Source organism: Oceanisphaera sediminis, assembly GCF_039539745.1.
Classification (GTDB): Bacteria; Pseudomonadota; Gammaproteobacteria; order Enterobacterales; family Aeromonadaceae; genus Oceanimonas; species Oceanimonas sediminis.
Genome location: NZ_BAABDS010000006.1, coordinates 1 through 19,199 on the forward strand (window position 1 = coordinate 1; position 19,199 = coordinate 19,199).

General features: G+C 58.5%; 17 protein-coding genes. 8 read left to right on the forward strand and 9 right to left on the reverse strand.

Features of this window, described 5'->3' with window-relative positions; genetic code table 11:
* Positions 1-201: 201 nt before the first annotated feature.
* From ABD827_RS02465 to ABD827_RS02505, 9 genes are all read right to left on the reverse strand, one after another.
* Positions 202-546, reverse strand: a complete 345-nt coding sequence (locus tag ABD827_RS02465; RefSeq protein ID WP_344962038.1) for a YkvA family protein — start codon at positions 544-546, stop codon at positions 202-204.
* A 14-nt stretch (positions 547-560) separates the two neighbouring features.
* A complete protein-coding gene (radC, locus tag ABD827_RS02470) occupies positions 561-1,058 on the reverse strand; it encodes a RadC family protein (RefSeq protein WP_344962040.1) in 498 nt (165 codons plus the stop codon).
* Between the two features lie 71 nt (positions 1,059-1,129).
* Positions 1,130-2,026, reverse strand: coding sequence for a recombination directionality factor (locus tag ABD827_RS02475; RefSeq protein ID WP_344962042.1), 897 nt, complete (start codon positions 2,024-2,026; stop codon positions 1,130-1,132).
* Entirely contained in the window at positions 2,023-3,006 is a 984-nt protein-coding gene (locus tag ABD827_RS02480; protein WP_344962044.1) for a YqaJ viral recombinase family nuclease, read from the reverse strand. The genes ABD827_RS02475 and ABD827_RS02480 overlap by 4 nt, the downstream gene beginning before the upstream one ends.
* Before the next feature lie 77 nt (positions 3,007-3,083).
* Positions 3,084-4,037 (reverse strand): DUF932 domain-containing protein, encoded by a 954-nt coding sequence (locus tag ABD827_RS02485; protein ID WP_344962046.1) that lies wholly within the window; start codon positions 4,035-4,037, stop codon positions 3,084-3,086.
* A gap of 573 nt (positions 4,038-4,610) precedes the next feature.
* Positions 4,611-4,985, reverse strand: coding sequence for a RidA family protein (locus tag ABD827_RS02490; RefSeq protein WP_344962048.1), 375 nt, complete (start codon positions 4,983-4,985; stop codon positions 4,611-4,613).
* A gap of 93 nt (positions 4,986-5,078) precedes the next feature.
* Positions 5,079-6,641: a BCCT family transporter gene (locus ABD827_RS02495; RefSeq protein WP_344962050.1), complete on the reverse strand. Its 1,563-nt coding sequence runs from the start codon at positions 6,639-6,641 to the stop codon at positions 5,079-5,081.
* A 57-nt stretch (positions 6,642-6,698) separates the two neighbouring features.
* Positions 6,699-7,709 carry a dipeptidase gene (locus ABD827_RS02500; RefSeq protein ID WP_344962052.1) on the reverse strand — a complete coding sequence of 337 codons (1,011 nt, stop codon included), beginning with the start codon at positions 7,707-7,709 and terminating at the stop codon, positions 6,699-6,701.
* Positions 7,710-7,722: 13 nt separating this feature from the next.
* On the reverse strand, positions 7,723-9,165 hold the full coding sequence (locus ABD827_RS02505; protein ID WP_344962054.1) for an aldehyde dehydrogenase family protein: 1,443 nt from the start codon (positions 9,163-9,165) through the stop codon (positions 7,723-7,725).
* A 94-nt stretch (positions 9,166-9,259) separates the two neighbouring features.
* Between ABD827_RS02505 and ABD827_RS02510 the strand changes: the two genes are divergently transcribed.
* From ABD827_RS02510 to alaS, 8 genes are all read left to right on the forward strand, one after another.
* Positions 9,260-10,150, forward strand: a complete 891-nt coding sequence (locus ABD827_RS02510; protein WP_298723358.1) for a LysR family transcriptional regulator — start codon at positions 9,260-9,262, stop codon at positions 10,148-10,150.
* A gap of 353 nt (positions 10,151-10,503) precedes the next feature.
* Entirely contained in the window at positions 10,504-12,225 is a 1,722-nt protein-coding gene (locus ABD827_RS02515; protein ID WP_344962059.1) for a hypothetical protein, read from the forward strand.
* The gene (locus ABD827_RS02520; RefSeq protein ID WP_344962061.1) at positions 12,225-12,974 is read left to right on the forward strand and encodes a DUF3726 domain-containing protein; all 750 of its coding nucleotides are present in this window, start codon (positions 12,225-12,227) and stop codon (positions 12,972-12,974) included. Before ABD827_RS02515 ends, ABD827_RS02520 begins: the two co-directional genes overlap by 1 nt.
* Positions 12,975-13,380: 406 nt before the next feature.
* Positions 13,381-14,121, forward strand: coding sequence for a sulfite exporter TauE/SafE family protein (locus ABD827_RS02525; RefSeq protein ID WP_298723350.1), 741 nt, complete (start codon positions 13,381-13,383; stop codon positions 14,119-14,121).
* A 79-nt stretch (positions 14,122-14,200) separates the two neighbouring features.
* Positions 14,201-14,695, forward strand: coding sequence for a CinA family protein (locus ABD827_RS02530; protein ID WP_344962065.1), 495 nt, complete (start codon positions 14,201-14,203; stop codon positions 14,693-14,695).
* A 65-nt stretch (positions 14,696-14,760) separates the two neighbouring features.
* On the forward strand, positions 14,761-15,831 hold the full coding sequence (recA, locus tag ABD827_RS02535) for a recombinase RecA (RefSeq protein ID WP_344962067.1): 1,071 nt from the start codon (positions 14,761-14,763) through the stop codon (positions 15,829-15,831).
* Between the two features lie 53 nt (positions 15,832-15,884).
* Positions 15,885-16,346, forward strand: coding sequence for a regulatory protein RecX (locus ABD827_RS02540; RefSeq protein WP_344962069.1), 462 nt, complete (start codon positions 15,885-15,887; stop codon positions 16,344-16,346).
* A 104-nt stretch (positions 16,347-16,450) separates the two neighbouring features.
* Positions 16,451-19,075, forward strand: coding sequence for an alanine--tRNA ligase (gene alaS, locus ABD827_RS02545; protein WP_344962070.1), 2,625 nt, complete (start codon positions 16,451-16,453; stop codon positions 19,073-19,075).
* Positions 19,076-19,199 lie beyond the last annotated feature (124 nt).

The window sequence follows — 19,199 nt, forward strand, 5'->3', positions numbered from 1 at the left end:
GCTGAGGGCAATGGCGGCGCAGTGAGCATGAACACCTTGGTTTTTTAACAAAATGTTCACGCTCTCACCCTGACCAAGGAGCGTAATGCCAGGGCAGCTTTATGCCAGGTTGAAGCTGGTTGCATATTAATACAATGAAATGTTATTTTTTAAAATCAATCAAACAAAAAAAAGCGACTCACCGCCGCTTTTTCAGTTTATCTATCCAAACCACTCCCGCAGCTTGCGGTCGGCTTGCCGCTCTACCTCGGCATCCACGTACAGCGAGATGGTGACCAGGGCGGCGCTCAGCACCGCCAGGTCGTCGCTGTAGCCAATCACGAAAATTGTATCCGGAATGGCATCCAGCGGGATAAGGAAGTAGGCCAGGGCACCGTACACTACCGTCTTGGCCCAGAGCGGGGTCTGCGGCTTTTGGGCCGCGTAGTGCAGGCACAGGCAGTGGCGGATCACTTCCTTGCCTGCCCGACGCAGGTTGGCCCTGAGTTTGCGCCAGAACCGTTGCTCGTTGAACTGGGGCTCCAGCTCATTCGGGTTGAACTCCATGGGGGCTCCTTGGGTTAAATCTGGCCGCGCTCCGCCAGAGACACGCAGCCTTCCAGGCCAACAATCACATGATCCAGGGTGCGGATGTCGACCAGGCTGAGGGCATCGCGCAGGCGCTGGGTAATGGCTACGTCCGCCCGGCTGGGTTCGGGGTTGCCGGACGGGTGGTTATGCACAAAGATGGCGGCGGCCGCGTTGCAGGCTAGGGCCAGCTTGACCACCTCCCGGGGATAGACGCTAGCGGCGTCGATGGTGCCGCGAAACAGCTGTTCAAAGCGCAGGATGCGGTGCTGGTTGTCGAGCAGCACCACCGCGAAGATTTCGTGCTCGCATTCCTGCAGCAGGGTACGCAGCGCCTCAAAGGTTTTGCTCGGGGCGTCGAGTACCCGGCCCTTGGCCAGCCGCCGGCGGGCCAGCTTGTGGGCCATGTGCAGAATGTCGGCCTCGGTCACCGGACCGGGGGCCAGGTAGGTGCCGGCCTGCTCGCCGGCGATAAAGCGTTTTTCACTCATAACACACTCCAGGCATAAAAAAGCGCCGCCCGGGGGCGACGCGCAGTGGACAGATAATGACGGTTGTGGGGTTACTGGACGGCGCCCAGTTTGTTGGTCAGGCGGGTAGACTTGACCAGGGTGGCGGGTTTGCTGTCGGGTTCGGGCACTGGCGGCTCGGTTGGCTCCGGGTAGAACTCGTCCAGCAACAGCGGGACTTCATCTTCACCGTCTTCAAACTGGCCGTTATGCAGCAGCTGCTTGGCGGTGTGCTCCAGGCTGGCCATGTTCACCCCGGCCTGCCGGTAGTGCTCTGCCTCCTGTAGTGCGGCGCGCACCGCGTCTGCCAGGTTGTCCTCGTCGCGCAGGGTCAAGTCCACGTAATACACCGGAGTGCGGTAGGACTGGGTGGTGCTCTTGGCCCTGAGCTTGAGTTGCAGCGCCAGATGGCGGGTATGGCCACCGGTTACCGCCTCAAAGTAACGCAGCCGGGCCGCCAGGGTTCGCACCGAGTTATAACCCGTGGTGCGAAAGATAAAGCTGCCCAGTTCGTCGTTCTGGCCTTCCACCTGCAGATTCAGGCGGCCATAAAGCTTGCAGCCCTGCTCATGGGCAAAGCGGCAATACTCCGGCCCCGGGCAAGTCACTTCTTCCATTCCTCCTTCATTCACGCGTTTGGCGGTCTCGCCATTGCCCACGCACAGCGGCCGCCCGGTACTGCGATCAAAGGCGCTGTACTCGGCCCGCAGGTTCAGCTCACTGTCGTTGAACAATACCCGCACCGGGATTGCCCGGATCTTGCCGTTGGCGGCGCCCTCCGCGTAGCGCTGGTGCAGCGGGTGCAGCAGCCAGCCGTTGCGGCTCTGGACCTGGGTGGTGAGGGTAAAGCTGTCGTCCTTTTCCGGCAGCCACTTGTCGTTTTTGTTGACCAGCTTTCCAATGCTGATCCGCCCGATAATGGGTGGCGTGATGGCCAGTCCCTTGATCATGACTTGCTCCTTTGCAGTTGCACGGTAAAACGGCGTGAGCCGGGCACGGTTTTGCTGCACTGCTGCAGCCATTCCGGATGGGAATGGCTGAGCTTTTCCATATCGGGCACCACCCGATCACGGCTGCGTTTCCAGCTGATCTTTCCTTCCTGGAATACCGCGCCGCCGGCGTCGCCCAGGGCGGCTTGCAGTTGTTGCTTGAGCCTGGCCTCGCGAGCTTCGGCTTCTTCCTTCTTCTCCTTGGCACTGAGAAAGTGGCAGAACAGGGTGTTCATTTCCGCCGACTCGGTCAGATCCAGTACCGGTGTTTTGTCTTCGGGGTAGATCGATTGCAGGGCCTGGCCGGCGTCTTCCGAACCGTCCGGCTCCGGTTGGGTGTCGTTGACCACGTGCTGCCAGAACACGGTCTCCCCCTGGATCAGGTCGGCAATTTTGTCGTCGTCCCGATTAATGCGGTAGATACGAAAATCCTGCCCGGCAATCAGTACCGCCACATCGGCCCAGGCATGGCCGGTGACGGCCAACTGATGCAGTACCTGGCACTGGTAGGCGAGGGGGATGCCCTGCTCCCACTGGGGCGCGGAGTGATAACCGGCGGTCTTGATCTCCAGGGTGCCGACGCCATCCGGGTGGCCCAGTACTTCCCGGTCCAGGTTGGCGAGCATGAAGGGATGTTCCGGGTGCTGCAGCACCGCATTGACCCGACGCACCTTGAGCTTGGTGCGCTGGGCGTAGACGTAAGCCAGCACCGGCTCCAGGGTGGTGCCCCAGAATACCGCTTCGTTGTTGCTTAAGTCCGGTGCCGGACGACGGCCGGTTTTCTCCAGCCACAGTGACAAGGGGCTCTTGTAGGGGGACATGCCAATGGCCACCGCCGCATCGGACGAGCCGATACCGGACTGGCGCACTTCCAGCCATTGTTGGTGAGTGAGGGCCTTGGTGTCGGCCAGACGCAGGGCTTGGGAATAACGAGTTTTCATGGTGAGTCTCCTAAAACGCATAAAGGCCCTGCTGGCAAGCGCCAGCAGGGCCTATGTGGGGTGTGTGGGTAATCAATTCAGGAAAGCAGGGCCATGGCCTGGCCGTAGGCTTTTTGTTTCAGTTGAGCGCCAAGCCCGAACCAGGCGGAGTCGAGGCGGTTGTCCTGACTGCGGGCACGGCGATGGTGGTCCACAAATTCGGTCATGGCGTTCACCAGGCCCCAGGCGGTGTTCTTGCTGGAAGCCAGGTCTGCGCCCATACCGGCACCGTCGTACAGGCTCAGCAGTTGCTGCATCGGCTTGGCGGGCGGCAGGTCGGCTTGGGTGGCACAAGGGTCGTCCAGCACCTCGGCAAAGAAGCGATGGGCTTCCTCCGGCGAAACCGGGCGTTGACTCATGGCCTTCAAGTCGCGCATGAAGGTATCCCAGCTCGACAGGCCGAGCCCCAGGGCCTCTTTTACCTGCTTGGGGTCGAACACGGTGGAGTGGGGCACTTTGACCGCGCCGGCCTTCTGGCCAACGGCCACCTGCAGGGTGTTGTTGCACACCACCCGTACCGAGGTGAACTGTGCCGTGGTGCACAGAGTGCCGTCGCAACTGGTGGCCAGCAGCAGATAGCCTTTGATGTGATCGTTCCCCTTGAGCTTGTCTGCCTGGCCGGTTTTGGCCAATGCCCACAGCTTGCGACCGCCCTTGAGCACACCGGCGGTTTCCAGCTCAAAACCACCGGCATGCACCAGGTCTTTATAGAAATGCAGCACCTCCTCGGGCTGCACCACCTTGTAGCGATTGGACACTACCGACAGCGGGGCCAGGGTATCGGAGCGATACAGCACCTGAGCGCCATCGTGAGTGCGCAGGAACAGGCCGTCATCGGCGGCGTTGAACATGACATCGCTTTGTTTGATGGACCAGTCCATGCCGGCCTCCTTGAGCCAGACCGACAGCGGCTGCTGGCGACTGAGCTGATTGCCCAGGCCATGCCAGGGCGTTTGGCCCACGTAGGCCATGGATTCGATGAGGTGAGACATAACGAATACTCCATTGACGCCTGATCAACGCAGGCTGAGAAAAGGCAGTGTTGTTCTACCGAGATCAATGAAGTGATATGGGTTTATAAATTTTTATAATCGAGTTTGATTTGTATTTTTATTCAATATTTAACGGTGCAATCTGTGCAGAGGATGCGTGGTGCTAAGTGATGAATGGCGAGTTAGAGGGGAGAATCGGCCAGATCGTGAGCCCGGATTTTGTGTAGGTTGAATTGTAGGTTTTTATTTTTTGTTTTAAAAATACTTTATAAATCAATGCTAATACACCCATGCATCATGGGAGTATGTTGGGTGTTGTCTTGATTCATAGCTAAATCAATACCTTATATCTTTATGAGACTGTTTCTGGAAACGGTGCGGCGAGCGACGACAGGCCCGCTGCCGGGGCGGCATGATACCAGCATCCGGGATGGAAGGCATGAGTGGTAATAATGAAGGTGGTCGAGCGGTAGCGATGAGGCAGGGTAAGGGCGACCCGCCGACAAGCGCAGTCGGGTCGCCCTGTTTATTCCGAATATTTTCCACCGAGGGGGAATGTCGGGTTCAAATGCATCAGGGCTGGGCGGCGTAGGCCACGATCTCGCAGAGCATTTCTTCCCGGGCCAGGCCGGCGACGATCATGGCCGCGCGGTTGGGGTAGGGGGCCTCGAAGTACTCGGCATAGACCTTGTTGAACACCGGCAGCTGGTCGCGGGCGGTGACGTAGATCAGCACCTGGGTCACATCCGCCATGGTCAGGCCGGCCGCTTCTACCGTGTGCTTGAAGTTGTCCATGGTCTGGCGGGCCTGAGCTTCGATACCGCCGTCGACCACCTTGCCTTCGGTATCAATGGGGATCTGGGCGGTATAGAACTGACCATTGGCCATGACGGCCCATTCCAGCGGCGCCTTGGAGGCGAAGAGTTCGGTTTTTACGGCTGTTTTCATCGATTGTTCCTTTACTTTATGCAGTGAAAAAAAGAGCGGCTATTGCCGCTCAAAAGAGGTTGCACCGGGCATTTTCCCGGTGCCGGCGACGGCTTACAGCCCCTGTTCCGTCGCCATTTTTTTGATGATTTTCGGCGCCGTCCACAGGGTGGGCAGCAGCACCAGTGATACCGGCACGGCGGTGACCACGATGAAGGACTGCAGGGCGGTGATACCGCCGGAGCCGATGGAAATCAGGATGGCGGCCACTACCCCCATCATGATGCCCCAGAACACCCGCACACCCGCATGAGGATGGTCGGTACCGGTCATGACCATGGACACCGCATAGGTCATGGAGTCACCGGTGGTGGCGACGAAGATGGTGGTGAGCACCAGAAACAGCACCGAGATGATAAAGCCCATCGGCAGCTGTTCGGTAATCGCCAGCAGGGCGGCGGGCAGGTTGAAACCGGTGAAGGGACCGGACACGCTGCCGGGATTGGCCAGCTCGAACGCCAGGCCGCTGCCACCCATGATGGTGAACCAGAAGCAGGTGATCATGGGCGCTATGATGGAAATCAGCACTATTACCTGACGCACGGTGCGGCCGCGGGAAATACGTGCCACAAACATCGCCATCAGCGGGCCATAACCCAGGAACCAACCCCAGAAGAACACGGTCCACCAGTCCAGCCAGGCCGGATCGGCGCGGAACGTCGCCATCGGGATAAAGTTGTTCAGATAGAGGCCAAAGGCATGCAGATAGGTGTTAACGATGAAGGCGGTCGGGCCGAACAGAAAAATAAACAGCATCAGAAAGGCGGCCAGCACCACATTGATGTTGCTCAATATCTGAATGCCGCGGGTCACGCCGCTCACCGCCGACAGGGTATAGATGCAGATCAGGCCGACCAGAATGGCCACCTGGGTGCTGTAGACATCGGGAATGCCGAACAGTTTTTCCAGACCGAAGCTGACCTGCAGGCCGAGAAAGCCGATGGGCCCCACGGTACCGGCAACCACCGCCAGCACGCAGCAGGCATCGACCAGAGAGCCGAGCCAGCCTTTCATCACCTTGTCGCCAAACACCGGGTAGAGCAGGGTGCGCGGCTTCAGCGGCAGGCCCTTGTCGTAGTGCAGGTGCATGAACACGATGCCGGTCAGGCTGCCAAGAATGGCCCAGGCCAAAAATCCCCAGTGCATGAAGCTCTGGGCCATGGCGTTGATGGCCATGTTCATCTTGTCGGTTTCGCCCGCATACATGGGCGGCGGTGACATAAAGTGTGCCATGGGCTCGGCGGCGGCCCAGAACACGCCCCCTCCGGCCAGCAGGGTACACATGATGATCGACATCCACTGAAAGGTGGACATTTCGGGCTTGCTCAGATTACCCAAACGAACCTGCCCACCACGGCCCACGGCCATGGCCAACCCGATCAGGAAGGTCATCAGCAGCAGCACCTGCCAGTAGGCGCCGAACAGCCGGGTAGATACCGCAAAGGCACTGTTGACGAAAGCCGAAACCAGCTCGATGTCATACAGCGCCATGGCGACGAACAGCAGCAGGGCGCCACCGCTGATCAGAAAAACCGGCAGGTCGAGACCGGTGAAAAAGCCGGGTTTGGCGTTGATATCCTTATTCATGGCCAGGGATGCCTCTGTTTTATTGCTCATGTTCGCCTCCATAATGGAACATCATGCAAAGAGGAGCCGTGGCTCCCCTTGTTATCCTTAACGACTAGCGGTTTGCGGCTGCAGGGCATCATCCAGGAAGTTGAGCCAGTTCAGGCCCATGATCTTGGCCACGTCTTCCTTGCTGAAGCCCCGGGCCAGCAGGCCCTGGGTCAGGTTGGGGAAGTCGCGGCTGTCGCGGAACCAGGACAGCGGGCGCGGCCAATCGGCATTGGACTTGGAGCCTTCGCCGTAATCCATGGATTTGGACCAGCGACCGTTACGCATCCATTCCAGCACCGACAGCGGCTGGTTCTGACACAGGTCGGTGCCGATGCCCAGCCGGTCAACGCCCATCAGCTCTGCGGTGTCGGCAATCATGTCGCAGTACTGTTCCAGGGTGCAGTCGGGGCCATTCTTCAGGTGGAAGGGATAGGCGCTAAAGCCCAGCAAACCACCGGACTCGGCCAGTGCCTTCAGCACCGTATCCGACTTGTTGCGCTTGGCGTCGTGAAAGCTCAGCGGGTTGGCGTGCGAGATCACGATGGGACGTTCGGAAATCTCGATCGCCTCCAGGGTGCTGCGCTCGGCGCTGTGGCTCATGTCCACCACCATGCCGACCCGGTTCATTTCCTTGATCACCTGGCGGCCGAAGCGGGTGACGCCGCTGTCGACCGCTTCGTAGCAGCCGCAGGCCAGCAGGCTCTGGTTATTGTAGGTCAGCTGCATGATCATCAGGTTCAGATCACGCATCACCTCCACCATGCCGATATCGTCTTCGATAGGGGAGCAGTTCTGCGCCCCGAACATAACGCCGACCTTGCCTTCGGCCTTGGCGCGTCGAATATCGGCGGCGCTGCGAACCGGCATGATCAGATCGCCATGCTGCTCGAACTGACGGTTCCATTCGGCAACGCGCATCAGGGTTTCACGGATTTGCTCGTGATAGACGATGGTAGCGTGCACCATGGTGACGCCGCCTTCGTGCAGTTGTTCGAAGATCTCCCGGTTCCAGTTGGAATACTGGAGACCGTCGATCACTATCATGTCGTTATGCAATGCTCTGCTCATGGCCCCGTCCCCGTTACGCGCGGATGTAGGTGGTTTTCACAACGGTGTAGAATTCCTTGGCGTAGGTACCCTGCTCACGCGGGCCGAAGCTGGAATCCTTGCGGCCGCCAAACGGCACATGGTAATCGGTACCGGCGGTCGGCAGGTTCACCATCACACAGCCGGTCTTGGCGTTGCGTTTGAAGTCGGTGGCGTATTTCAGCGACTCGGTGCAGATGCCGCCGGTCAGGCCGAAGTTGGTGTCGTTCAGGGTGGCCAGTGCTTCGGCGTAGTCCTTGACCTTGATGACGCAGGCGATAGGCGCGAAGGCTTCTTCCCGGTTGATGGTCATGTCGTTGGTGGTCTCGGTGAACAGCGCCGGCTGCATGTAGTAGCCTTCGGTGTCTTCGGTGATCACTTCACCGCCGTACACCAGCTTGCCGCCTTCGTTTTTGGCCAGCTCCAGATACTTCAGGTTGGACTCCATCTGACGGGCGTCGGCCACGGCACCGATGTGTACGCCTGCTTTCAGCGGGTTACCAACCACCAGCTTCTTCATGCGCTCGATCACGGCGGCAACGAAGCGGTCGTGAATGCCTTCGGTCACGATCAGACGGGAAGAGGCGGTGCACTTCTGGCCGGTACCACCGTAGGCGCCGCCCACGGCACATTCGACCGCGTTATCCAGATCCGCATCATCCAGTACCACCAGGGCGTTCTTGGAGCCCATTTCCAGCTGGCACTTGACCAGATTGACGGCGGTGGCCCCGGCGACCTTGCGACCGGTTTCTAGCGAGCCGGTAAAGGTCAGGGCATTGATATCGCGGGAGTTGATCAGTACATCACCGACTTCGGCACCCGGGCCCATCACCAAGTTGAAGGTACCGGCAGGCAGGTTCTGGCGCGAGATGATCTCGGTCAGCGCCCAGGCAGAAGCAGGAACCTGATTGGCCGGCTTCCATACCACGGCATTACCGAAGGCCAGGGCCGGAGCGATTTTCCAGGCGCCGGTGGCGGTGGGGAAGTTCCAGGGCGTGATGATGCCGACTACACCGACCGGCTCGCGGCGGGTTTCGATTTCGACGCCGGGGCGTACCGAATCGGCGGTTTCGCCCATCTGGCGCAGCACTTCGGCGGCATAGTAGTGGAAGAACTGGCCGGAGCGGTAGACTTCACCGGCGCCTTCGGCCAGGGTCTTGCCTTCTTCCCGGGCGAGGATGCGACCCAGTTCGTCCTTGCGGGCGATCAGTTCGTCACCGATGGCCATCAGCACCGCGTAGCGCTGCTCCAGACCGCTTTTCTGCCATTCCAGCTGGCCGTTAACGGCGGCGGCGATGGCGTCTTTGGTCTGGGCGGCATCGGCCTGAGCGTAGTGACCTATTACATCGCTGAGGTCGGAAGGGCTGACGTTGGCAACTGAGCTTGAACCTTCAACCCACTCACCGGCAATGTAGTTGCGAAATACTGAAACAGACATAATAGATCTCCTATACCAAGTTGGATTCATCATAAGAGCTGTGCTTTAATAATAAAAATTAATAAATAATATTGATTGATAAGGAAGTCTTATCGTGTTGCCGGAATTCAAAATCACACAGCTGCGTCACTTCGTCTGGGTGGCCGAGCTGAAAGGCTTTCACGTGGCCGCCGAAAAGGCACACCGAACCCAGCCGGCCATTTCACTTTCTATACGCGATCTGGAAAACAAGCTGGGCGAGGCGCTGTTCGAGAAGCGCAACAGCCGCTCTGCCAAGACCGAGCTGACGCCTTTTGGCAAACAATTTTTGCCCAGGGCCAAGGAGTTGATTGCCCATCACGACCGCATTGCCGAAGACATGGCGTTGCTGGTCGAGCACAAGACTGGCCATTTGCGGCTGGCCTCGGTGCCGTCCATCGCCAGCCGCTTTCTGCCCGAGCTGTTGATGAACTTTATCGGTGACAGCGAACTGTATGTCAGTGTGTTTGACGATAACTCGGGCGCCGTGCTGAAAATGGTGGAAAACCAGCAGGTGGACTTTGGTATCGCCAGCCTGTTCGACGAGCATGACCAGAGCGAAAAGCACTTTACGCCGGTGTGGGAAGATAAATTAGGCGTGGTGTGCCCTCATGACCATCCACTGGCCCGCCACAGCGAAGTGCATTGGCAGGCATTACAGCGGTATCGACTAATCAGTAATGGCACGTCTCGCCTATTGGAGGGCAGTGAAGCTGAATCTCTGCTGGCTCACTCCCAGTATTACATCTCCAACATGATCTCGCTGGTCGCCATGCTGGAAGCCGGCTTTGGCGTGACCACGCTGCCCTGGTATGCCTTTCCGCAGGGCAATACCCGGCTGACCTTCATTCCACTGCACACCCCGATGATCACCCGCCGCATCGGCATCATTCGGCTGAACAACAAGTCACTGCCCCCGCCGGCCCAGGCGCTGGTTGACTTCATTCTGGCCAGCCGACAAGACTGAGTGACTGCTCCCTGCCGGCTCCCCACCGGCAGGGATGAGCGACCATAACCTGCCTTATCTCTCATTTTTGTTAATTATATTTCCTGATTAAGCGGTCATATATTTACATTGCCATCAGTATTGATGCGCCTTGTTAGCATATCGATAAACTTTACTTATCAATTGATATATCCATTTAACTTGTCTGGTTTTATCGCTTTGTCTGATGATGCGCTCCATGAGGCAGGAAGTGGGCCGATCATTCGACACAGAAATTCGAATGCCGTCTTTTCTTCCAGACCCTGTGTCGTGTCGGGCTAGGTGTCCGAACAATGGCGCAATAAGGACATATAGCAATTATCGAGGGTAGAAATATGATGAGGTTAGCTGCGATCAAAGCCTCCCTGCGGGGGCCCAATGCACTGCCGCTGCGACCCGTTGAGCAGGTGATGGATCTGGAACGGCTGGGTGCCATGCATCAGAGTCGGTTGAGTTTCATGCGCATACTGGTGCGCCGCATCATGCTGGAACGCTGGCAGATAGGTACGGTACGTCAGGACTTGTGTGCCGACGGTTATGGCACCGTGATTTATGAAATCAACACCCCTCAGGGCCTGTTCAGCTTCGTCATTTTTTCCGATTACCTGAGCCCCGAAGAACGTAACGACAGGGTCATCGCCAGCAAGTGGGATCTGACCATGGCGCTGGTGGAAGGCCGGGTCGAAGACGAGTATCTGGCGTTTTTGCGCCAGAATGTCCCCCTGCAGGAGGCCGGAAGGGTGGATTCGCGGGTATTCGTACTGTCTCGCGCCAATCGCAGCGCCCGCAACTTCGATTATGTGGTCGATCAGCTGGCCAAAGGCGAGCAGCCCGATGTGGCCCAGATCGCCAAGGTCGGTTATCTGTATCGCACCACCGCCGTCTATGGCAGCGGCAAGCTGGGCATGGCCGACTGGGACAAGGTCAGCAGCCGTTATCCGGACTTTGCCCGTCCCTTTGCCGCCGAAATGTTTGCCTGCCTGATGCTGAGAAACTTCAGTCTGCTGCAGGTGGAACATATCGCCCAAAGCCGTAATCCGAAGCAATACCACCCCATGCAAACGGAGATAAAACGCTACTTCGGCATCGGCAACTCCACCGGTCTCGGCATGGCGCCGTATCTGATCAATCACCCCATGCTGATCAATCAGTGGGTAGAAATGCGGGAGCTGGCGCTGGCGCTGGTGCGCAGCCTCGGCCATATCGACGAGCCGGTGCGCCGCCAGTTTGACACCCTGCTGGACCGCAGTGCCCGGCACATGGCCGAAACCCTGACCGAAGATCCCTGGCAGAGCGATAACAACAAAAGGGTGATTGAAGATCTGGCTGCCCTGCAGCAGGAGGCCGCTCGCTCCCTGACCGACTGGAATACCCTGCTGGCCTGGAGTGAGCAACATTGCTCGTTGCAGGGACAGGAGCTGCTGGTCTCTGTGTTGCTGGAGCTGTACCCGCAACTGGTGGACGGGCTCGATGACTACTATTGCGTGGAAGAGTTTCTCGATCTGGATCCGCTGATGCCGCTGCAGAAGCTGAAGGAAGTGATAGAGCGTCGCTATGACTGGACGCTGAAAATCGACTTCAGCAAGGCGGGAGCGCGGGATATTTTCTGGTATCGCTCGGAAGAAAAAATGGAACCCCGCCTGGGTGAATGTGCCCTCGATAGCGGCCGGGAAAAACAGATGGCGCTGGGCGTGGGCTACGCCGTAGCCAAGTGTTACGAGCTATTGTGCCAGTACATCAAGGAAAATCCGCAGCACACCACGGCCCGCTTCATGGTGGCCCGGCCCAAGCTGCGCGGCATAGTGCGCCGCATCCAGAGCATGGACCGGTGTGTGTATGGCGACATTCAGGCCAACCTGCTGGCGCGGGACATACTGCCCATGCACCTGTTGCGCTGCAAGCTGTCTTTTTTCGGGGTCAGCAAGTTCGATCCGCGCTCCAAACTGTGGGTACGCAATACCATGTATCAGGGTGCGCCCTTGCTGGAAGACATCGGAAAAATCTATAACGACGACTGGTTTATGCCGCTGGCACCGACACAGGAAGGAGACAGCTGATGCAGGTTTCGATGAATGAACTGAAGGCGGCGCTGCGCCGCTGTTTCGAATCGGCCGGTTACTTTGTGGGTAACTATGAAGATGCCGCCAACATGGTGCTGTGGCTGGAAAAACACGGCCTCAACGGGCTGGAAGAGCTGAAGCGGGCACTGCCCTATATCGGTCTGGATGCCGACAAGCCACTGAGTACCGTGGTCTATGAAGACAGTACCTCGGCCATTATCGACAGCAATGATCGCAGTGCGTTGAACTGCATCGCGGCGTCGGTGGATCTGGCGCACGCCAAGGCGCTGGAAAACGGCATCGCCACCATTACCGTGCATAACTGTCACAATCGTATGTTTGCGCTCAAGGCCCTGACCGACTGTGGCCGACGCGGTATCAGTGTGACCGCCTACTGGCAGAATGGCAGCAAGACGGTGAAGGAATACGCCGCGGCCATCAAGGCGGGGGAGCGTTATCCCAGCTTCAGCGAAGCGGCCACCACGCTGGTGACCAGCCCGGATGAACCCCAGACATTGACCATTGTCTGCAGTTCCCGGGTGGATCTGGCCGGATCGCTGCAGCGGTCCAAGGGTAACCGCAATGCACGCTACATGAGTCCCGAGGATCTGGCCGAGAACAAGGAATACATCATCGATAACGGCATCGAGATCGATGAGTCGCTGTGGGCCGAGATCAACCGTCTCGGTGCCGGTATTCTGGTGGAAAACAGCGATCGATCCCGCCAGGGAGCCGGCAGCCGGTAACCAGTAACAACAAGCACCCGGCTTAAAGACAGGCACCTTTCTTTGTTGATGGGTGCCTTTTTATTTGAAGTACCGTCATCCTGACGAAGGTCAGGATCTCGGTTTTGCCTACAAAAGCGATTATTGCAGAATAACCGCTTTTGTAGGCACTGCTTCAGCTTCGCAATGTAGCGTAGCCACATCCTGCAATATCGCAGAGCGATATCTTTGCGCTTATGTTTCATGTTGCTCTGTGCGTCAGATCCTGCTGCGCAGGATTTCGCGGCTAAAGCGCGCGCCCGCCTACATTCGTGCAATATACCAATCTTGGCGCCGTCTTTGACCGTCTTTCTGGCGATGAGCCATGTCTGCGGCCCGGCATTGTTATTGCGTGCTAGAATAGCCGCCTTTTACGCAGGATAACGGCATGCTGTATACCCCGATCGATTTGCTGGCGCTGTTGATTGTTACCTGCAGCATAGTGGTGCAAGCCTGGGTGGGTATCGGCTTTGGTTTGCTGGCCGCGCCCCTGCTGTATCTGATCGATCCCGCCTATGTGCCCGGGCCGGTACTGGTACTGGGCTGGATGCTGTCTATCGTGGTGGTGCTCAAGCAGCGGCATACGCTTAACTGGCGGCGAGTGCTGCCCGCCATTGTGGCGCGTCTGCCCGGCTCCTGGTGCGGCGCTTTATTGCTGGTGAGCATAGCGTCCTGGCAATTGAGCCTGTTTTTCGGCACGGCACTGCTATTGGCGGTCTGGTTGAGCCTGCGTCGCTACGGGGTTGCGCTGACCCCGGTCAGCCTGACGGTGGCGGGATTTCTCTCCGGCGTGCTCGGCACCGCCACCTCGGTCGGCGGCCCGCCGATGGCCTTGCTCTATCAACACGAGTCACGGTTGACGACCCGCAACGAGATTGCCGCTTTTTTCCTGATCGGCACGCCGTTGTCGGTACTGATGTTATTGCTGAATGGCGGGCTTGAATTGCTTGCCCCTGCACTGGTTCTGAAAATGCTGCCCGGCGTTTTGCTGGGCTTCTGGTTGTCGCGGCGGCTTGAAAGGGTCTTTCAGAAAGACAGCGCCCGCCCGGCGATACTGCTGATTTCCGCGCTGTCGGCACTGGTGGTGTTGTGGCAGGGGATCACCGCCAGCCCTTTTTTTAATACCTGAGGCGACGGTTGGCGATGCCGCTCCGGCTCGGCATAATAGCCATCAGTTTTCAATATATCGATGGACCGGGGAGGGCGCTTTGAATCTGACGACACTGGCACAACAACTGGGTGACGCCTTGCTGAGTCGAGGGCTGACGGTGACCACGGCCGAATCCTGTACCGGGGGTGGCATTGCCTGTACCATCACCGATATTGCCGGCAGCTCGGCCTGGTTCGAGCGCGGTTTTGTTACCTACTCCAATGCGGCCAAGAGCGAGATGCTGGGCGTCGATCCCGCGCTTATCGAGCGTGATGGTGCCGTCAGCGAGGCGGTGGTGATCGCCATGGCCAAAGGTGCCTGTGCGGCCGGCGGTGACTCACTCGGGGTGGCGGTCAGCGGTGTGGCCGGCCCCGGCGGTGGTAGCCCGGAAAAACCGGTTGGCACCGTCTGGCTGGCCTGCTATCTGGCGGCGGAGAATAAAACCCATTGTCGCCTGCTGCAACTTGAAGGTGACCGCCTGGCCGTGCGCCGGCAAACCATAGCGGCGGCGCTGCAGGATTGTCTGGCCCTGTTGGCTTCCTCACAGACTTGATACTGTACGAATAACCAGTATACTCAACCTTATATTTTTCGACGCATTAATCAGCGGAGCTCCTCATGGATCAGAACAAAGAAAAAGCCTTGGCTGCGGCCCTGGGCCAGATTGAAAAGCAATTTGGCAAAGGCTCTATCATGCGGCTGGGCGACAACAAGGCGCTGAATGTCGAGTCGATCTCCACCGGCTCTCTGTCGCTGGATATCGCGCTCGGTATCGGCGGTCTGCCCACCGGTCGTATTGTCGAGATCTATGGTCCCGAGTCTTCCGGTAAAACCACCCTGACGTTGCAGGTGATTGCCGAGGCACAGCGTGCCGGCAAGGTCTGTGCCTTCGTGGATGCGGAGCACGCGTTGGATCCGGTTTATGCGGGCAAACTGGGTGTAAATGTCGACGACTTGCTGGTGTCCCAGCCGGATACCGGCGAGCAGGCGCTGGAAATCTGCGACATGCTGGTGCGCTCCGGTGCCGTCGACGTCATCATTGTCGACTCGGTGGCGGCCCTGACGCCTCGCGCCGAAATCGAAGGCGAAATGGGCGACTCCCACGTGGGTCTCCAGGCGCGTTTGATGTCGCAGGCGCTGCGCAAGCTGACCGGTAACATCAAGAGCGCCAACTGCCTGGTGGTTTTCATCAACCAGATCCGCATGAAAATCGGCGTCATGTTCGGCAGCCCCGAAACCACCACCGGCGGTAACGCGCTCAAGTTCTACGCTTCTGTTCGTCTTGATATTCGTCGTATCGGTGCCATCAAGGAAGGTGATGAAGTCATCGGCAACGAAACCCGGGTCAAGGTGGTCAAGAACAAGGTGGCACCGCCGTTCAAGCAGGCCGAGTTCCAGATCGTGTACGGCGCCGGTATCTCGAAGGAAGGCGAGCTGATCGAGCTGGGCGTCAAGCACAAGCTGGTAGAAAAAGCCGGTGCCTGGTACAGCTACAAAGGCAACAAGATAGGCCAGGGCAAGGCCAATTCGATGAAATATCTGTTGGAGCATAAAGACATTTCCGACGAAATCGAGTTGCAGCTACGCCAGATGTTGTTGCTGGCACCGGGAAGTGCCAAAGACGAAGGGGCAGCCAAAGGCGAGGCGCTGGCCGAGCTGGACGGCCCGAACAACAACGAAGAGTTTTAATCAACAGGCCGGGATTTCCCGGCCTTTGTTTTTATCGGTATTGTTAACAGAACATGATGGAACCACCACTTACTCCTCAACAGCTGTGGGATTGCGCCCTCCGGCTGCTGTCCCGCCGGGATCACAGCCGTCGCGAGCTGGCTCAAAAACTGCGGCAACGGCAGTTTGACGCCGAGCTTATCGAGCTGGCGCTGGACAAGCTGGAGCAGCAGCAATGGCTGTGCGACAGTCGCTTTGCCGTGGTGCAGGTACGCCAGCATATCTTCAGGAAGCACGGCCCGTTGCGTATTCGTGTCGAGCTGCAGCGCAAGGGCGTGACCCAGGCCGATATCGAACAGGCACTGGCAGAGGAAGCCCCGGACTGGTTCGAGCTGGCATTGGCCTGTTATCGGTCTCGCTTCGCCTTTGCCGAGCGGCTGGATATCAAGGAAAAGGCCAAACGGGTGCGTTATCTGCAGAGCCGGGGCTTCACGTCAGACCAGGTTCGCTACGCCCTGGAGACCCCGCCGGAGTAGCCCTTTCTGCTCCGCCGCTGCAAGGCGCGTTTTACATTGACCCGGATACCTTTTAAATTATCCGGGTTAACGCCTATGAACCCCGCAATTGAACAGGATTATCCATGCAGATGACCACATCTGAGTTACGCACCGCGTTTCTCGAGTATTTCCGCCAGCAGGGCCACCAGGTGGTGGCATCCAGCTCGCTGGTGCCCCACAACGACCCGACCCTGTTGTTTACCAATGCCGGCATGAACCAGTTCAAGGATCTGTTCCTGGGGCTGGAGCAGCGGGCCTACAACCGGGCCACCAGCTCTCAGCGTTGCGTGCGCGCCGGCGGCAAGCACAACGATCTGGAGAATGTGGGTTATACCGCGCGTCACCATACTTTTTTCGAAATGCTGGGTAACTTCAGTTTTGGTGACTACTTCAAGCAGGATGCCATTCGCTTCGCCTGGGAATTTCTGACCGAGGTGGTCAAGCTGCCCAAAGACAAGCTGTGGGTGACCGTGTACGCCACCGATGACGAGGCCTTCGACATCTGGTCGAAGGAAGTGGGTGTGCCGGCCGAGCGTATCGTGCGTATCGGCGACAACAAGGGTGCCCAGTATGCATCCGACAACTTCTGGACCATGGGTGATACCGGTCCCTGCGGTCCCTGTACCGAGATCTTCTACGATCACGGCGAGCATATCTGGGGCGGTCCTCCCGGCAGCCCGGAAGAAGACGGCGATCGTTATATCGAGATCTGGAACCTGGTGTTCATGCAGTTCAACCGCCAGGCAGACGGCACCATGGAGCCGCTGCCCAAGCCGTCGGTCGATACCGGCATGGGGCTGGAACGTATTGCCACCATACTGCAGGGCGTGCATTCCAACTATGAAATCGACCTGTTCCAGGCACTGATCAAGGCGGCGGCCAAGGCCGTGGGCACCGATGATCTGGATAACAAGTCGCTGCGGGTCATCGCCGACCACATCCGTTCCTGCTCCTTCCTGATTGCCGACGGCGTCATGCCCTCCAACGAAGGCCGGGGCTATGTGCTGCGTCGTATCATTCGTCGCGCCGTGCGTCACGGCCGCAAGCTGGGTGCCGAGCAGTCCTTCTTCTACACCCTGGTGGGGGCGCTGTGCGAGCAGATGTCCGATGCCTATCCGGAGCTGAACACCCAGCGTGCCATTATCGAAAAGGTACTGCGGCTGGAAGAAGAGCAGTTTGCCCGCACCCTGGGTCGTGGTCTGCAACTGCTGGAAGATGCCATTGCAGAGCTGGGTGACGCGAAGGTGCTGCCGGGCGAGGTGGTGTTCAAGCTGTACGATACCTATGGTTTCCCGGCGGACCTGACCGCCGACGTATTGCGTGACCGCGAGCTGAGCATTGACGAAGCTGGTTTCGAAACTCTGATGCAGCAGCAGCGGGAGCGGGCCAAGGAAGCCTCCAACTTCGGTGTGGATTACTCCAGGGTCATCAAGGTGGATGGCGAAACCGATTTTACCGGTTACCAGCATTTGGCCGAGCAGGCCAGGGTGACGGCGATGTTCAAGGACGGTGAGCCGGTCTCGGCGCTGATCGCGGGTGAAGAAGGCGCCGTGGTGCTGGACAAGACCCCCTTCTACGCGGAGTCTGGTGGTCAGGTTGGTGATACCGGCGTGATCAAGCTGGATGACGGCCTGTTCGTGGTCAAAGACACCCAGAAAGCCGGCAAGGGCATACTGCACCTTGGTCAGCTGGAGCTGGGCACCCTGGAAGTGGGCGAGGCGGTTACTGCTGCTGTGGATACTTCTCGCCGTCAGGCCACGGCGCTGAACCACTCGGTTACTCACCTGATGCACGACTGTCTGCGTAATCTGCTGGGCGACCATGTCATTCAGAAAGGCTCGCTGGTGGGACCCGATCGTCTGCGCTTCGACTTTTCTCATCTGGAAGCCATGACCGAGCAGGAAATTCGTGAAATCGAAGACATGGTCAACAAGGAGATCCGTGCCAACCACGAAGTCTCTACCCGGCTGATGGATCTGGACTCCGCCAAGGAAGCCGGTGCCATGGCGCTGTTCGGCGAGAAATACGACGATGAAGTGCGCGTGGTGTCCATGGGCGACGCTTCCACCGAATTGTGTGGCGGTACCCATGTGCAGCGCACCGGTGACATCGGTCTGTTCAAGATCCTGTCCGAAAGCGGCATTGCCGCCGGCGTTCGTCGTATCGAAGCCGTGACCGGTGAAGCGGCCTTGGCCTATCTGCATCAGCTGAATCAGGAACTGGCCCAGGCGGCTGGCCTGGTGAAAGGGGATGTGTTTGCGGTGTCCGACAAGGTGCGTCAGGTGCTGGATCGCAGCCGTCAGCTGGAGAAGGAAATCGAGCAGCTCAAGGCCAAGCTGACCGCGCACGCGGGCACGGCGCTGCTGGAGCAGGTGATCGAGGTGAACGGCACCAAGGTGCTGGTCGCCAACCTGGAAGGCGTTGACAGCAAGTCGCTGCGCGGCTCTCTGGACGATCTCAAGAACAAGCTGCAATCCGGTATCGTGGTACTGGCCACGGTAACGGACGACAAGGTAAGCCTGATTGCCGGCGTCACCAAGGATCTGACCGGCAAGGTCAAGGCCGGTGAACTGGTCAACCTGGTGGCCCAGCAGGTGGGCGGCAAGGGCGGTGGCCGACCGGACATGGCTCAGGCCGGCGGTACCGAGCCGGCCCGGCTGCCGGCGGCGCTGGCGTCCGTTACTCCCTGGTTGACAGAGCGGCTATAATGTTAAAAGGGTAAAAACAGGCTGCAGGGTAACGTTAAGTGGCAATAAAAGAGGCCTGTCTATGACAGGCCTCTTGATTTGAAGCCAAGAGCACCCCATCTGTTGGTTAGTGGGGGAAAAGCTA

Bases quoted from the DNA above. Each gene is read 5' to 3' on its own strand.
- recA (WP_344962067.1), top strand. From the start codon at position 14,761: ATGGATCAGAACAAAGAAAAAGCCTTGGCTGCGGCCCTGGGCCAGATT.
- ABD827_RS02540 (WP_344962069.1), top strand. From the start codon at position 15,885: ATGATGGAACCACCACTTACTCCTCAACAGCTGTGGGATTGCGCCCTC.
- ABD827_RS02520 (WP_344962061.1), top strand. From the start codon at position 12,225: ATGCAGGTTTCGATGAATGAACTGAAGGCGGCGCTGCGCCGCTGTTTC.
- ABD827_RS02525 (WP_298723350.1), top strand. From the start codon at position 13,381: ATGCTGTATACCCCGATCGATTTGCTGGCGCTGTTGATTGTTACCTGC.
- ABD827_RS02490 (WP_344962048.1), bottom strand. From the start codon at position 4,985: ATGAAAACAGCCGTAAAAACCGAACTCTTCGCCTCCAAGGCGCCGCTG.
- ABD827_RS02495 (WP_344962050.1), bottom strand. From the start codon at position 6,641: ATGAGCAATAAAACAGAGGCATCCCTGGCCATGAATAAGGATATCAAC.
- ABD827_RS02480 (WP_344962044.1), bottom strand. From the start codon at position 3,006: ATGAAAACTCGTTATTCCCAAGCCCTGCGTCTGGCCGACACCAAGGCC.
- ABD827_RS02500 (WP_344962052.1), bottom strand. From the start codon at position 7,709: ATGAGCAGAGCATTGCATAACGACATGATAGTGATCGACGGTCTCCAG.
- alaS (WP_344962070.1), top strand. From the start codon at position 16,451: ATGCAGATGACCACATCTGAGTTACGCACCGCGTTTCTCGAGTATTTC.
- ABD827_RS02505 (WP_344962054.1), bottom strand. From the start codon at position 9,165: ATGTCTGTTTCAGTATTTCGCAACTACATTGCCGGTGAGTGGGTTGAA.
- radC (WP_344962040.1), bottom strand. From the start codon at position 1,058: ATGAGTGAAAAACGCTTTATCGCCGGCGAGCAGGCCGGCACCTACCTG.
- ABD827_RS02475 (WP_344962042.1), bottom strand. From the start codon at position 2,026: ATGATCAAGGGACTGGCCATCACGCCACCCATTATCGGGCGGATCAGC.
- ABD827_RS02515 (WP_344962059.1), top strand. From the start codon at position 10,504: ATGATGAGGTTAGCTGCGATCAAAGCCTCCCTGCGGGGGCCCAATGCA.
- ABD827_RS02485 (WP_344962046.1), bottom strand. From the start codon at position 4,037: ATGTCTCACCTCATCGAATCCATGGCCTACGTGGGCCAAACGCCCTGG.
- ABD827_RS02465 (WP_344962038.1), bottom strand. From the start codon at position 546: ATGGAGTTCAACCCGAATGAGCTGGAGCCCCAGTTCAACGAGCAACGG.